General features: G+C 57.1%; 7 protein-coding genes and 1 pseudogene. 2 read left to right on the top strand and 6 right to left on the bottom strand.

Features of this window, described 5'->3' with window-relative positions; translation table 11 throughout:
- The first annotated feature begins 163 nt into the window (after positions 1 to 163).
- Complete coding sequence (gene rlmI / locus CMQ96_RS09860) at positions 164 to 1,366, top strand: 23S rRNA (cytosine(1962)-C(5))-methyltransferase RlmI (protein WP_004871539.1); 1,203 nt, start codon at positions 164 to 166, stop codon at positions 1,364 to 1,366.
- A gap of 60 nt (positions 1,367 to 1,426) precedes the next feature.
- On the top strand, positions 1,427 to 1,744 hold the full coding sequence (gene hspQ / locus CMQ96_RS09855) for a heat shock protein HspQ (RefSeq protein WP_004871541.1): 318 nt from the start codon (positions 1,427 to 1,429) through the stop codon (positions 1,742 to 1,744).
- A 36-nt stretch (positions 1,745 to 1,780) separates the two neighbouring features.
- Here hspQ and CMQ96_RS09850 read toward each other — a convergent pair whose 3' ends face one another.
- From CMQ96_RS09850 to CMQ96_RS09825, 6 genes and pseudogenes are all read right to left on the bottom strand, one after another.
- Positions 1,781 to 2,713, bottom strand: a complete 933-nt coding sequence (locus tag CMQ96_RS09850) for a hypothetical protein (RefSeq protein ID WP_064342419.1) — start codon at positions 2,711 to 2,713, stop codon at positions 1,781 to 1,783.
- Between the two features lie 42 nt (positions 2,714 to 2,755).
- Entirely contained in the window at positions 2,756 to 5,899 is a 3,144-nt protein-coding gene (locus tag CMQ96_RS09845; RefSeq protein ID WP_024359671.1) for a glycosyltransferase, read from the bottom strand.
- A gap of 236 nt (positions 5,900 to 6,135) precedes the next feature.
- Complete coding sequence (locus CMQ96_RS09840) at positions 6,136 to 7,341, bottom strand: HlyD family efflux transporter periplasmic adaptor subunit (RefSeq protein WP_004131043.1); 1,206 nt, start codon at positions 7,339 to 7,341, stop codon at positions 6,136 to 6,138.
- Positions 7,338 to 9,485, bottom strand: a complete 2,148-nt coding sequence (locus CMQ96_RS09835; RefSeq protein WP_004871548.1) for a type I secretion system permease/ATPase — start codon at positions 9,483 to 9,485, stop codon at positions 7,338 to 7,340. The genes CMQ96_RS09840 and CMQ96_RS09835 overlap by 4 nt, the downstream gene beginning before the upstream one ends.
- A complete protein-coding gene (locus tag CMQ96_RS09830) occupies positions 9,482 to 10,918 on the bottom strand; it encodes a TolC family outer membrane protein (RefSeq protein ID WP_098066702.1) in 1,437 nt (478 codons plus the stop codon). The genes CMQ96_RS09835 and CMQ96_RS09830 overlap by 4 nt, the downstream gene beginning before the upstream one ends.
- A gap of 170 nt (positions 10,919 to 11,088) precedes the next feature.
- A pseudogene (locus CMQ96_RS09825) lies at positions 11,089 to 14,934 on the bottom strand (beta strand repeat-containing protein); the annotation flags it as partial.
- Between the last annotated feature and the right edge of the window lie 75 nt (positions 14,935 to 15,009).

The following is a 15,009-nucleotide window of genomic DNA, read 5'->3' as shown; positions in this document are numbered from 1 at the left end:
TACTGTAAGATCGCGGCGTGATTTTTATTGTGCCAAAGCGCCTGCGTTTTGTGCCGAAACGCTCACCTGTCGATACCGGTGGAATGGTGCTTGCCGCAGCCACTTGTGCTAACCTACGCGCCATTTTTTCGGTGCCGACATTCCCGTTGCTTAAAGGTAGCCCATGACAGACTCCATTTTCCCCCGCTTAGTGTTAACCAAAGGACGCGAGAAATCCCTGCTGCGTCGCCATCCGTGGATTTTCTCCGGCGCCGTCGCCCGAATGGAAGGTAAAGCCCGTTCAGGTGAGACCATCGATATCGTTGATTCGCAGGGAAAATGGCTGGCCCGCGGCGCCTATTCACCGTCTTCGCAGATCCGCGCCCGCGTCTGGAGCTTCGATCGCGATGAAGCCATTGATAACGCCTTTTTCGAGCGTCGTCTTCAGCAGGCGCAAACCTGGCGCGAGTGGCTGGCAGCCCGCGACGGGCTTGATAGCTATCGCCTGATAGCCGGTGAATCCGACGGCCTGCCGGGCGTGACCATCGACCGTTTTGGCGACTTTTTTGTTCTGCAGTTGCTGAGCGCCGGTGCCGAATACCAGCGCGCGGCGATTGTCAGCGCGCTGCAAACGCTGTTCCCGAACTGCGCTATCTACGATCGTAGCGACGTCGCGGTACGTAAAAAAGAGGGGCTGGAGCTGGCGCAGGGTCCGGTTGTCGGCGAGCTGCCGCCTGCCCTGCTGCCGATTACCGAGCACGGTATGCAGCTGCTGGTAGACATTCAGGGCGGCCATAAAACCGGCTATTACCTTGACCAGCGCGACAGCCGTCTGGCGACGCGTCGCTACGTCGCCGATAAGCGCGTGCTGAACTGCTTCTCCTATACCGGCGGTTTTGCCATCTCCGCGCTGATGGGCGGCTGCCGCCAGGTTGTCAGCGTTGATACCTCCCAGGAGGCGCTGGACGTCGCCAGACAGAACGTTGAGCTGAACAAGCTGGACCTGTCAAAAGCGGAGTTCATCCGCGACGACGTCTTCAAGCTGCTGCGTAAATATCGTGACGCCGGGGAAAAGTTCGATGTTATCGTGATGGATCCGCCGAAGTTTGTGGAAAATAAAAGCCAGCTGATGGGCGCCTGCCGCGGCTATAAGGACATCAACATGCTGGCGATTCAGCTATTGAATCCCGGCGGTATCCTGCTGACCTTCTCCTGTTCCGGCCTGATGACCACCGATTTATTTCAGAAAATCGTTGCCGATGCCGCCCTGGATGCCGGACGTGATGTACAATTTATAGAACAGTTCCGCCAGGCTGCCGATCATCCGGTGATAGCAACCTACCCGGAGGGGCTGTATCTGAAAGGGTTTGCTTGCCGCATCATGTAACTTGAAAAATGGAGAATCGGCCCGCATATAGCAGGTAATCATGTCTCCCGGGAGGTGCTTATGATAGCCAGCAAATTCGGTATCGGCCAACAAGTTCGCCACACGCTTCTGGGCTACCTGGGCGTGATCGTCGATGTCGATCCAGAGTACTCGCTCACGGAGCCGGAGGAGGACGAAATCGCCGCTAACGACGAACTGCGTCTTGCGCCCTGGTACCACGTGGTGATGGAGGACGATGATGGTCAGCCGATTCACACTTATCTTGCAGAAGCGCAGCTGAGCAGCGAAGCCAGCGATGAGCATCCGGAGCAACCGTCGCTGGACGAACTGGCGCGAACCATTCGCCAGCAGCTGCAGGCACCCAGATTGCGTAACTGATCTCAAAAACCCGCGTTGCGGGTTTTTTATTGCCCTTTATCTCTGCGCGGCATTTGCCAGCGCCTGGCAAATCAGACTATTGAATTGTCCGTCACGCTGCTGTTGTTCACTCCAGCGGTCGTTTGCCCGCTTCATTGCGCGGGAAATCCCCTCGCTGGTAAGCGCAAGCTGCTGAAAAAAAGGCGCCAGCATCGTACCGCCGGGCAAAACCAGAGTTTTAAACACCGGACTCCCGTCAGCGTAACGGTACGTTAGCGCTTTTTCAGGCAGTATTGTTGGCGCAAAATACTGCTGCGCATAGCTGGCCCAGAAGTTCGCCGCCCCATAGCCGCGCGAGAAATTACTTTCACACCCGGAAGGCTCAGCCAGCGGCGAAACTCTTTTCTCCGGGGCTCTGAAGGCATTTTCCATCCAACGCGCCATTCCCTCCAGGTACCATCTCTGTTTAAAAACCGCGTAACCGTACTGGTATAAATGGAACAATTCATGGGCTGGCGTAACGTTGCGCGCGGGCTGCAGCCCGGCGTTAAGCACGATTTTTAAGCCGCAGGGCAGCGCCGTTCCGTCGCTCATCGTTTCCGCCGCCACGCGATCGAAGGCAAGGCCATGACCTTTAGGAAGCGCCAGCAGATAGAGGTTAATCTGTCGGGCCTGGGCATAAATCTTCTGCCGCAGAGGCGAGCGCAGGCCCAGCCGCGACGTGTAGAGATATTGCGCCGCCTGTAGCTGACGACCAATATCTTTTATAACGTCCGGCACGCCATCGCCGGTACTGTCCTGCGGATATCGCAGGGCATCTTTGCCCTGCAGGCTGTAGTAAATATGAAAGTCATCGACCACGTGCGTTTTTTCCAGACGATGCTCATGAAGCAGGGAGCCGGGAACGCAGCGCGAAACCTGCACGACATCGCGCGCCAGCAGCGGCGAACTGCAGCAGGACGCCAGCAGTAGCGCGATGACTCCCCTCATCGCCGCGCCAGGGGGCCAGGCAAAGGGAAAAGGCGCTGACGGTTATCCAACGTTAGCCGCCTGATGACGCTTTTTTTCCGGCCCGCTCTCCAGCTCCGTCCCGGTATCCAGCTGACGTTCGCTTGCCTGCCGCCATGCCGCCCATCGTCCGGCGATCGCGCTGGCGTAGTAGCGTTGCGCGTTGCGCAGCGCGGCCTGCTGCATACTTTGCTGTAGCGTCTTGTCGGAGATGACCTTGATCATCGCCGCCGCCAGCGCGCCCTCATCGCCGCAGGGCACCAGAATCCCCGCCTGCCGGTCCTGCAGGATGTCGCGCGGGCCATATTTAATGGCAAAGCTAATCAGCGGCGTACCGTATGCCATCGCCTCGACGGCGGAAATGGACTGCCCCTCCTGAGTCGAACAAAGCACCGTGCAGCAGGCCGTTTTATGCGCCTGCGCGATGTCGGAGGTGAAGCCGTTGATATGGATAGCCTGCTCCAGCCCCCACTCCGCCACCTGCGCGCTTAAGCTGCGCCGCAGCGGCCCTACCCCGTAAGTGTGCAGCTGCGCGTCGGGGATCGCCTTCACCACCTGACGAAACGCGCTCAGCAGTAAAGCGTGCTGCTTCTCTTCCGAGTAGCGCGCCAGGTAAATGACCGTTTGCGAAGGCGTCTTCTGCGGGTTCGCCGGTATAGCGCCGTTATCGAGATGGTTGGGGATCACCGCCATCCGGGCGGCCGGAAATCCCTCCTGCTGCAGGTCCTGCCACTGTTCATCGGTCAGGACAATCAGCTGGTCTACGAGTTCCGGCTGTTCCAGGATATGCCGATATGAGCTTTTCAGCGCCCCGTTAGACAACTGATGATGGGAGTGGATAATCGCGCTCAGCGTGCAGGCCATACGCTGGGCGGGCCGTGAGCAAACGAAGCTTTTCCACGTTTTATTTTTATCGACGATAAAGTGCCAGCGCCCTTTTTCCGCCAACCGGGTTTCCAGCATCCACGCATAAAACGCCTCTTCCTGAGCAAAGCGTTTAACGTCCCCTCCCGGCAGAGCGATTTCAAGATGGCTTAGCTGCACGTTGCCCTTTTTTTCGTCAAAGCTTTTGCGCAGCAGAATATTGCCGGCGCGATCAATATAGTCTTCGATGATTCTCCCCTGCGGACGCAGCAGTAAGTTGTGTTTACCCACCGGTAGATCCGCAGTGGGATTCACGGCATGTCTGAGCTCAATATTGCCCACCAGCGGCGCCAGCGCTGAGATCGCATTCAGCTCAAGACAATCGCTTAGCCAGGCATAAAGGTTATAAACCGGCACCTCTTCGGGCAACGCGCCGCGAGCTTTCAGCGCCTTAACCGCCGTGGAGAGTTCGGGATTCCACGTCGCGGTAATCAGCCAGGGTACGGTGCGCAGATGTTCGGTGAACAGTTTCGCCCGGCGCATGGCCGCCACCTCAATACCGTTGCCGACGTCACGCAGCGTCTCCAGCAAAAACACGGGGGTCGCGCTATTCGCCGGCTGCGCGTCGTCCTGTTGGAGCGGCGGCTTTTTTGCCGCTAAATGGTATTTCTGGTAGGCGATAAAGCCGGAAAGATAGTGCTCAACATCATCGATACGCACGCGGTAGCTGTGGTGGCGGATAAAGAAGCTGTTAACGATCCGCGCGGGATTTTTAAAGAACATCGCCAGCTCGGGCCAGAAAAAGCCGTTCAGCAGATAGCGGGCGCGGGCCTCCAGCGCCTGCCAGAACTTCTGCTGGTCAAAATCCGCCAGCAGATGACGATGCTCGGGCGAGGCGTCCAGCCGGGTCACCATTTCAGACGCCGCCATCATTAATTCCAGCAGCGTGGGATAGGTGGTGACGCGATGCAGCACGAAATCAAGATGATCGCGCACGTTATTCAGGCCAAAGCGAAAGTACTTCTCTTGCGGACGGAAGCGGGTCAATTCATTCACGCAGTAGCTCAACCAGTGGTCATGATGCTGCCAGTGTTTATTTTTAATGAAATAGGCGAAGGCTTTCTCCACCATCTCCAGCCACTGCGGCGCGTTGGTCAGGCCGTACAGGCGCATCAGGGCAAAAGCCGCTTCGCCATCGTAATAAATGATGCGGAATTTGGCTTTCAGCGACAGATCGCGGCTATTTAATACATGAACAAACTGGCCGCTGAGCGGATCCTGCATAAAAGCAATGCCGGTCGCCAGCTGCGCCATCAGCGGTAGATATTGCCGGTCTCCGGTCGTTTCGGTGTATTTCACCAGCGCCAGGATGCTGACGGCGTTGCCGCCGAGCTTGATCTCATCGCCCACATCGCAGAGAAACGCCGCCTCGCGGCCATCGTCCAGCGTCCGCACTTCAATCAGCGTGTTAACCAGGTACGCAATCGCCCGGTCTATCGCCTGACGAACCGACGGCTGACGCGTCGCCTCCCAGCCCTCGATCAGCGAATAGGTCGAGCTGGCATGGCGCAGCGCGTTATAGGAGCGGACCGGGCGATCGAAACAGGGAAACCAGCCGTAATGGTAGAGGCCGTCTTGTTTTACCTGGCGGGCCAGATAATCGGTGCCTTTTTTAATCACCTCGGCCAGGCACTCGTCCTGCCACTCTTCCCCGATGACGCGATAGCCGGAACCCCGTCCGGTGTGTTCAATCACTTTTGCCCCAAAACGATCGCAGAAGACGCCCTGAGTTTTAAAGCGCCAGAGCGGCTGCTGCGGATCTTGCGGCCAGCTCAGCGTCTGCTTAAACCGCCGCTGGGCGTAGTTTTCCAGATTGACGCTATTCGGCGCCACGACGCCGTTATCCCCGTCATAGAGCAGCGCGTTACCGGTAATTTCTTGCTCAAGCATCGCGCAGCTAAACTGCGGATCAAACGCGAGGCCAAAGCGAAAATAGTTACGCTTGGTGACCATGAATTTTTCGTTGAGGGATTGCCAGCTGAGCTTTTCCACGCTGTCCACGATGTCAATCCGCAGCCACTGCGGTTCGCTGTCCTGTTTTTTACGCCACTCCTGCAGCGCTCTGGCCCCCGCCAGCCACGCGAGGTCAAAGCTGGTTCCGCTGGAGATATGAGTATGCGCGCGTGACTTACCATCGCTGACGCTGAAGAAGATGACCCATGCCGGATAGTCAGAGGGCAATTCGGTGGATTTTAATTTTTTCGCCTGAAAGCAGGCTTGTTGCAGTAAGTCACTTAGCGCCATCTTTCCCTCTCCGTATATTCAAGAATGCGTTGCATGTTTAAAAATTATTATTTCAACCCGTTTTGGAAATTGCGCTTATGTCTTTGCCCGGCACACTCCCCGGAGGCGGCGCTTAACGCGCCTTGTCCGGGCTACCGGCTCGCAGACGGCTGTGAATCCGTAGCCCGGCTAAGCGTAGCGCAAGCCGGGGAAGACGCTGCGCCGATATATCAGCCCGGCACAGGTCAGCCATCGAATTAACGTTCTCTTAATGCTTCTTTTGCCCGATTAAACGGTTTGACCAGATAATCCATGACCGTTTTTTCCCCGGTCTTAATATCAACGGTGGCAATCATTCCCGGGCCGATTAAAAAGCGCTTGCCGCTTTTATTTTCCAGGTAATCGTAGTCAGTTCGAATAAACACCCGGTAGTAGTAAATATCGGGTTTAGCTTCGTCCTGGGTTGTATCCGGCGATATGGTTTCCACCACGCCGTTAAGCGCGCCATAGATGGCATAATCATAGGCGGTAATTTTCACCAGCGCCTGCTGGTCAGGATGAATAAAAGCGATATCGCGCGGTGAAATCCGCGCTTCGATTAATAACCGGCCATCTACCGGAACAATTTCCATCAGCTCACCGTTGGGCGCAATAACCCCACCAATGGTGTTGACCTTGATATTTTTTACGATCCCCTGCACCGGCGAGCGAACGGTTAAGCGCGTGACCGAATCGGCGCGGCCTTTAATCACTTCCGCCAGGCTGGCCACGTCGGCATTGGCTTTTGACAGCTGTTCACGCGCGTCAACAAAATAGCGGGTATTAAGATCGATCTTTTTAAAACTGATATCCGCGACCTGCTGGCGAAGACGCAGCACTTCAACGTTGCTCGCCGCCCCGGTTTTCGCCAGCCTTTCGGTGATGGCCAGTTCGCTATTGACCAGTTTTAGCGACTCGTCCAGCTGGCGCGTCGATTTGCTCAACTGCTCCTTGCGGCTATGGTAGAGGCGAGTCTCTTCCGCCAGCAGCGCGGGCCAGGCTTTCAGGGAGTCGGGAAACGCCAGCGGCTGATTGTTGACCTCGGCAGTTAAACGAATGCTCGCCGCCAGCGAGGCGCGATATTTCGCCTGGCTTTCGCCGACGTTAGATTCGCTGCGGGTGGGGTCGAGGCGGGCCACGACCTGTCCGGCTTGTACCTTGCTACCTTCCCGCACGTTCAGCTCGGTTAAAATACCGCCGTCGAGGGTTTGTATTACCTGCTCCCGGGAGCTGGGGATCACTTTCCCGGTGCCCGTTGAGACTTCGTCCAGCACCGCGAACCATGCCCAGACGCCGCCCACCAGCAGCATCACGGCCAGCAGGAGAATCAGCCGCCGCGATTTTACGATCTGCGCTTCGTCTTGTTCGCTCTCCGGAAGCAGCGCCACCGGGTCGTTGTCGGCCAGTAAGGGAAATTTACTCATATATTCACCACCTGACCGCGGGCTTTCTCTTGTTCAAAGACCGTCGCTTTGGGTTTATCCAGCGCCAGCTGCCCGTCCTGGATAACCAGGATCCGGTCAACGATATTGAGCACCGCCGCTTTGTGCGTGGCGATAATCATCGTTCTTTCACCGGCCCACTGCGCCAGCTGTTCCACAAAAGCTTTTTCCGTTCGCTCGTCGAAAAACGAGGTCGGCTCATCGAGCAGGATAATGTTCGGATCGCGCAGCAGCGTTCTGGCCAGCAGCAGCGACTGCCGCTGGCCGCCTGACAGCCCCAACCCGCCTTCCATAACGACGTGTTCAAGACCAAGAGGCAGTTTGCGCACGAACTCCAGCGCGCCGCACAGGGTAAGCACCGAGAAGATTTCATCATCCGTCGCCGCCGGACGCCCGAGGATCAGGTTCTCGCGCAGGGTGCCGTGGAACAGCCGCGCCTCCTGGGTCAGCAAGGTGGCGTTGCGGCGAATATCGGCGAGGTCGATCTGCGGCAGGCTTAAATCATCCAGCCGCAGCTCGCCGGAGACCAGCTCGATGTTGCCCATCATCGCCTGCAGCAAGGTCGATTTACCGGCGCCGATTCGTCCAAGAACAGCGATTCTCTCCCCGGCTTTTATCGACAGTTGATTAATCCGCAGCGGGATGGCGGCGTCGTTAAGGCCGTAGCGGAATTCCGCCTGGCGGAACTCGTAGTTGCCGTGCAGCACGGCGCGGTGAACCCGGGGTTCGTCCTGCCCCCCTTCGACCGGAAGCGCCATCAGCGTATCGAGGCTGGCCTTCGCCGTTTTCACCTGCTGCCAGCGGGCAAGTACCCCGCACAGCGCGGTCATCGGCGCCACCATGCGGGTCGATAGCATCGATGCCGCCACCATCGCCCCGGTGGTGATGTCGCCATTAATCACCAGCGGCGCGCCGACCACTACCACCGTGGCGTACAGCAGGTTTTGCACCGACATTCCCCAGCTGACCAGGCCGTGGGTGAGCCTGCGCGTTTTGACCCCCGACTCGGCGGTAATCGCGATATAGCTATTCCACTGATGCAAGAAACGGCTTTCCGCCTGCATCATTTTGATGTCCTGCAATCCCTGGATGCTTTCCACCAGGATGGCGTTACGTAAGGTATTTTCGTGCTGGTTTTTATTGGCCAGCGCCGCCAGCTTGCGCTGCAATAGCAGGCCGGGGAGGATCATCAGGACCGTCGCCACCGGCGCAATCCAGCTTAGCCACGGCGAGACAATAAACAGCACCACCTGAAACAGGAGAAAGAACGGTAAATCCGCCACGATGGTCATCATCGTCGAGGTCATCATTTCTCGCACCTGCTCCAGCTCGCGGATTTGCGAAATAAAGCTCCCCGTCGAGCGCGGCACCGCGCTGTTTTTCAGGCGCAGCGCGTGGCCGAAGACCCGGTCAGAAACGCGAATATCCCCGCGTTTGCCGAGCAGATCCGTGACGTGCCCGCGCATAATTTTCAGCACAAAAGCAAAGACCGCCGCCAGCAATACGCCGCTGAACAGAACATAAAGCGTGGGATAAGACTGCGCCGGGATCACCCGATCGTAAACCTGCATCGAAAACAGAATTCCGCTCAGCGCGAGAACGTTGATGGCGAAAGACGCCAGCATCACGTGCATATAGGGGCGAATATCTTTCAGTACAATTTTGCGTAGCCAGTCCGGCTGAAAGCGGGCCAGATAGCTCTCGGTGCGAATATCCCTTTCCGGCGCCGCCGGGCGAAAAGCAATGGTCTTTTCAATTTCCGGCAGCAGGGTTTCCAGCGGGCAGTAGCTGAGCAGCGCGAGCTCCTTCACAAACCGCACCCCAACGGCGTTATTGACGTCAACGCTTTCAACCACGGCGATTTGGCCGTCGCGCAGCTGGATGACCAGCGGTAGCCGCCAGGCCGACATTTTCTGATCGGCGGCGGATAAAATCTGGCAGTTTAGCCCGGCGTGGCGCGCCAGGTGCCGAAGCGCCTCCGGCAGGGTTTTCTGCGTCGCCCACTCGGCGGCGGCATGCAGCGTTCCGGGCGAAAAGCTTTGTCGATAGTGGTTGGCAATAAAGGCTATCGCATTGGACCAGTCGATCAGATGCGGTATCCCGGCGCGTTCATCTTGTGGGGTCATGGGCGGATCTCCACGCCCTGGATATTTTGTTTTTCCAGCGCGAACACCGTGCGCATCTTGCCGGTGCTGAACAGGCAGTCCAGCTCCAGAGAGCGCAGTTGCGATTCCGTCAGGACCTGGCTAAATCTGGCCTGGTAAATTTCCTGATCGACGTTGAGCAGATCCAGCAGCGGGCGCGAACCGAGCTGAAGGTACTGATCCTGATACAGCGCCCGGGTTTGTTCGCCCAACTCCTGCTGGCGCTTCTGAATACCCAGCGACTGAGTCAGATTAACCGCTTCATCGCGCGAGGCGTTGAGCTTCTGGCTGGCGTCCAGTTGCGCGGTTTTGATCGCCGCATTCGCCGCCGCCAGGCTTTGCTGGGCGGCGTCGCGGGAGGCGGTCATCGCCCCGCCCTGATAGATAGGCATCTGCACTTTCACCCAAGCGGAATATTGCGTTTTATTGAGCACCGCGCTGTTGGCGTAGTTATCGTTGAGGTAGTGGGTAACTTCCGGCTCAAGGGAAATCGTCGGCAGCATTTGCGCGTTGGCGTTATCCAGCTGCGCCTGCGCCTGGCCGGCCTGGGCCAGCGCCGCTAATACCGCAGGCACTGAGCGGTAATCGATTTTGGCTACCGCGCAGGCGGCATCCATCCCCTGCGGGACGTCATCCGTTACCGTGGCGATTCCGCCGATGCCAATGTAGGTCGCGAGCGTGGCTTTCCAGCGCTCAAGGGCCGCCTGATATTGCAGGAGCGTGGATTGCGCGCCTTCCACGCGGGTGTCGGTCTGCACGACGTCCGATAAAGACGACGCCCCCGCATCGTTGCGCTGGCGAATAAGATCGCCAATCTGTTTGAGCGACTCGACCTGCGCTTTGGCGATGTCCACCAGCTTTTGATAGCCCTGAACCTGGACTACCGCCGCCGCGGTGTCATGAGCGACCTGATCGATGCTCAGCATGACGGTGGCCTGCTGCTGGGCAACGCCGGAGTCGGCGGCTCTGACCGAGCTGGACACTTTGCCGAAGTCGTAAAGCATTTGCGATACCGAGACGACCAACGATGGCGTATATCCGGCATCAGAATAGGTATTACTATAACCATTATTCATACCCGCATTAACTTGCGGGTAATATTTGGCTTTCGCCACGTCGACTTTCTGCGCCATCTCCTGGAGTTTACTCACCTCCTGGGTTATAGATGGATGCCAGTTCACCGCATTTTTTACCGCTTTTTTAATATCCAGCGGGCCGGATATTCGGCTTTGGCTATTAATAATCTCTTCGTTATACCCCGCCACCTGTTGGCTATCGGTTAAGCGCTGGCTGCTAATATCATTCGGCATCAAATATGAATTTTCCGCATGAGCAAAAAACGCCGGATTCAAAGAAATAAAGAGGGCTGTATAGCCGCAGGTTATGACATTCCTTTTTTGTTTAAATAGACGCATCAAATTTACCCTTCAGAAAACACGCACTGAAAAAACGGATATAATCATTTCCGCATCATTATTTTTATTAAATGATAGTCGGCTATCTCCCGGTTCACTGACCGATTCATTCCTCCCCTATTAAATAACCTCGACGGCGCGTCCCTGCGCCGTCAGCGTTATAATGCCTGTTAGTTGGAGTTATTCGTATCAATCAGCTCGTTGAGCGAATTGATATGCACCCCTTCCAGCGTAATTAAGGTTGTTGATTGATGGCCTCCGGCCCCGCCGTCGCGGTCGATGGATACCACCGTGTTATTGCCAACGTAGCTCAGGGTCACATAGTTGCCCAGGCTGCTGCTGTTACCATCCCAGTCAACCAGCAGCGCCGATACATCGATATGATCCCCTTGCGCAACCGAGAAATCCTTCCAGGTATCGCCGCCATTGCCGCCGCTATTGTCATCAGCCAGCAGGTTGTAAACCACCGTGTCGGCCCCGATACCCAGGGTGAAGGTATCGTCATAAGCGGTGCTGTGAATATCGTCGCCGTTCACGCTGCCGGTAATCTGCGGATGCAGATCGATGGTCAGCGTCGCCGCGGAAGAGCCGCCATTGCTGTCGTTCACCGTGTAGGCAAAGACCTCCTTGTGGGTGATTGTCGACACATCCAGACCTGCATTCAGACTGTAGGTATAAGAACCATTATTCGCCATCGTCAGGTTGCCATAGTCACCGTAAATTGTGACGCTGGTTGCGCTTACGCTACTACCATCGCTGGTGGTGATACTGCCGTTGCTGTGGAAGGTCCAGGATTCGGCACTGCCAGAGGAAGTATGTCCGGCGACGGTGTATGAGGCATACAGCACGCCATGGAAATCTTCCGTACCGCCCGAGTTGTTTCCGTTCTGGATATTCCCGCTGACGTTGGTTCCTGCCACCGTATAATGCGTTGCGGTATCGATCGTCGTACCGGCGATCGTTGCGCCTACCGTATAGTTCGGTGGTGTGGTGACGAAATTATCCAGAGTGGCAGTAGCTTTAGAAGCCAGGACCATCTCGTAATTTCCTTCGCTCAATGCCACACCCGTTAGCGTTAGCGTATCCGTAGCGCTAGCTGTGGCGCCGATAATCGTGGTCAAGCTTTCTGTCGGCGTCCCTTGCCATACCAGGACCTTACTGCCATCGCTGAGTACGTGATAAATGCTGACCGTGCTGTCAATCCTGACGGTATTGACCACTGAGCCACTCGCGGTGTAGTTCACATTCACCGAGAGGGTATCCATTTCGCGATCGGCCCCCACGCTAAAGTTAATCAACTTACTCGCTGATACTCCGCTCCCGCTCGACTTACCGCTTGTGTTCAGCCCCGTGGTGTCAATCGCCGGAACATTCACCGTTGCCAGCGCCGTTGCCACGTTCAGCGCAACCACGTCATTCACCGCCAGCGAAGCCGGGCTGTCGATATCGAACGTCAGCGTCGTGCTCGCCGTGTGGCCCAGACTGTCGGTTATGGTGTAGGTAAAGACCTCCGATTGGCCGACGCTATTCACTCCGCCATAAGGCTGATAGGTATAGCTACCGTCGCTGTGAATGGTCAGCGATCCCCAGGCACCGGCTATCGTCGTTCCGCTGCTGGTGACCGCCACCGGATCGGCGTCGGTAACCGAGGTGGCGGTGACGCTGGTCACCTTAATATTTACCCCGGAGTCCGCCACGTCGCCGTCGCCATCGCTTTGCAGGACGTTCCCCGTCAGGCTGTCGGTGTGATAGCCCTCAGAGTCGGTGACCGACACGTTGATAAAGGTGCCCAGGTTCAGGTCCAGCAACGCGCCCAACAGGCCGCCGGTATTCGGTGAAGAGACCACCGCCGTGTACGATCCTGAAGGTAACATTGAGGACCAGCCGCCGCCGCTGTAGCCCAGGCTGAGACCCAGTCCGTCAACATTAATATTGACGGCGTTGGTCAGAACCTGCACCACTTCGCCGGTCGCCTTATCGACGATTGAGAGATCCGCCGTAAAGGACGATGCCCCGCCCAGCAGGCTCAGCAACGTGCTCAAGGCCGCGCCCAGGCTCAGGCCAGTGCTCCCCGAGACAGTGAGCAGCACTTTTTCGTTCGCGCCGGCGGCGACGTCAAAGTCAAAACTATTGCCGTTAAGCAAACCTACATTGACGTTACCGAGTAACGAGACGCCGACCAGTTGTCCGACGGTACCGCTTTCGCCATTAAGATTATCGAACGTCGCGGTCAGGTCCGTCTCCTGCGCATCCGGATTGGCCTGCGCCGGTTCGATATTTCCTCCAATATTGATCGTCAGAGAAGTGGTCGATGTATTCCCCGCTGCATCGGTAATGGTGTAGCTAAAGACATCCGATTGACCGACAGCGGCTCCGCCTTTGGTCAACTGGTAGCTATAGCTGCCGTCAGAGTGAATGGTCAGTACGCCATAGGCCCCCGTGACGTTGACGCCAGCGCTGGTCACGGTCACTGCGGTCGATCCGTCAACGGAGTCCGATACCGCGCTGGTGACCGTGATGCCCTGGCCGCTGTCCTGCATATCGCCGCTGGCGGTGTTGTCCAGCACGTTTCCTTCAATGGCGCCGACGCTATACCCAACGGAGTCCGTCACGTCCACGTTGACGAAGCTTGCTACCTGAGCCTCCGCCAGCGCGTTGATCAGCGATACCAGGGCGCCGTTACTTTCCGGCGCGGAGATAATCATGGTGTAGTCGCCCGCCGGCAGATTGGCAAAGGACGCCGTGCCGCTATAGGTGAGCCCGCCAAGCAGGCTCGCCGAGATAGAGACGCTGTTTTCCGCAATCGCCACGACTTCGCCGGTGACCGTATTCACCACCGACAGATCGGCGCTCAGGGTGTTGCCAGCCCCCAGCAGGTTGACGATGGTGGTCAGCAATCCGCTCGCCGTGAGCAGCGAGTTGCCGTTCACCGACACCGTCATATCCTCAACGGTTCCGGAACCCACGCTAAAGCGCAGATTATTGCCCGACAGCAGCGAGACATCGACGGTGCTGAGTAGCGTCAGGCCAACCAGTTGACCGCTGGTGCCGCTGACGTTATTCAGGTTTCCGTCCTGAGTCACCACATCCGGGCTGTTGCTATCCGGTACAGCCTCGATATCGCTATCGGAGTCGGAGTCGCTGTCTGAATCCGAATCGCTGTCTGAATCCGAATCGCTGTCGGAGTCCGAGTCACTATCCGAATCGGAATCGCTGTCGGAATCGGAGTCACTGTCGGAATCCGAGTCACTATCCGAATCAGAATCGCTGTCGCTATCCGAGTCGCTGTCGGAGTCAGAGTCGCTGTCAGAATCGGAGTCACTGTCGGAATCCGAGTCACTGTCAGAATCGGAGTCGCTGTCAGAGTCAGAATCGCTGTCCGAATCCGCATCGCTGTCGGAGTCCGAGTCACTATCCGAATCAGAATCGCTGTCGGAATCCGAATCGCTGTCGGAGTCCGAGTCACTATCAGAATCCGAGTCGCTGTCCGAATCGGAATCGCTGTCAGAATCCGAGTCGCTGTCCGAGTCCGAATCGCTGTCGCTATCCGAGTCGCTGTCCGAGTCCGAATCGCTGTCGCTATCCGAGTCGCTGTCCGAATCCGAATCGCTGTCAGAGTCGGAATCACTGTCAGAATCCGAGTCGCTGTCGGAGTCAGAGTCGCTGTCGGAATCCGAATCGCTGTCGGAATCGGAGTCGCTGTCAGAGTCCGAATCGCTGTCGGAATCCGAGTCACTGTCCGAATCCGAGTCGCTGTCCGAATCCGCATCGCTATCCGTATCATCAGCCAGACCAATATTGATAGTCAGCGTCGTGGTAGCCGTATCACCATCCGCATCCGTAATGGTGTAGGTAAAGACCTCCGTTTGGCCGACAGAATCAGCGTCCCCGGTCGCGTGATAGGTGTAAGAACCATCGGCATAGATCACCAGCGTACCGTAGGCGCCCTCGACAATCGTTCCACCTGAACTAACCGTTTCCGCCGTTGCCCCCGGCACCGAAGTCGCAATGATGCTAAATAGCTGCGCCTAATACCGCTACACTTTTGCCTGACCATGTTTTCCTCCGGGGAATGGGCTGGCGGTTTCCAT

Source organism: Klebsiella sp. MBT K-1 (genome assembly GCF_002556465.1).
Lineage (GTDB): Bacteria > Pseudomonadota > Gammaproteobacteria > Enterobacterales > Enterobacteriaceae > Klebsiella > Klebsiella grimontii.
Note: the sequence above shows the minus strand (reverse complement) of the source record. Positions and strands in the feature narration are given on the sequence as shown.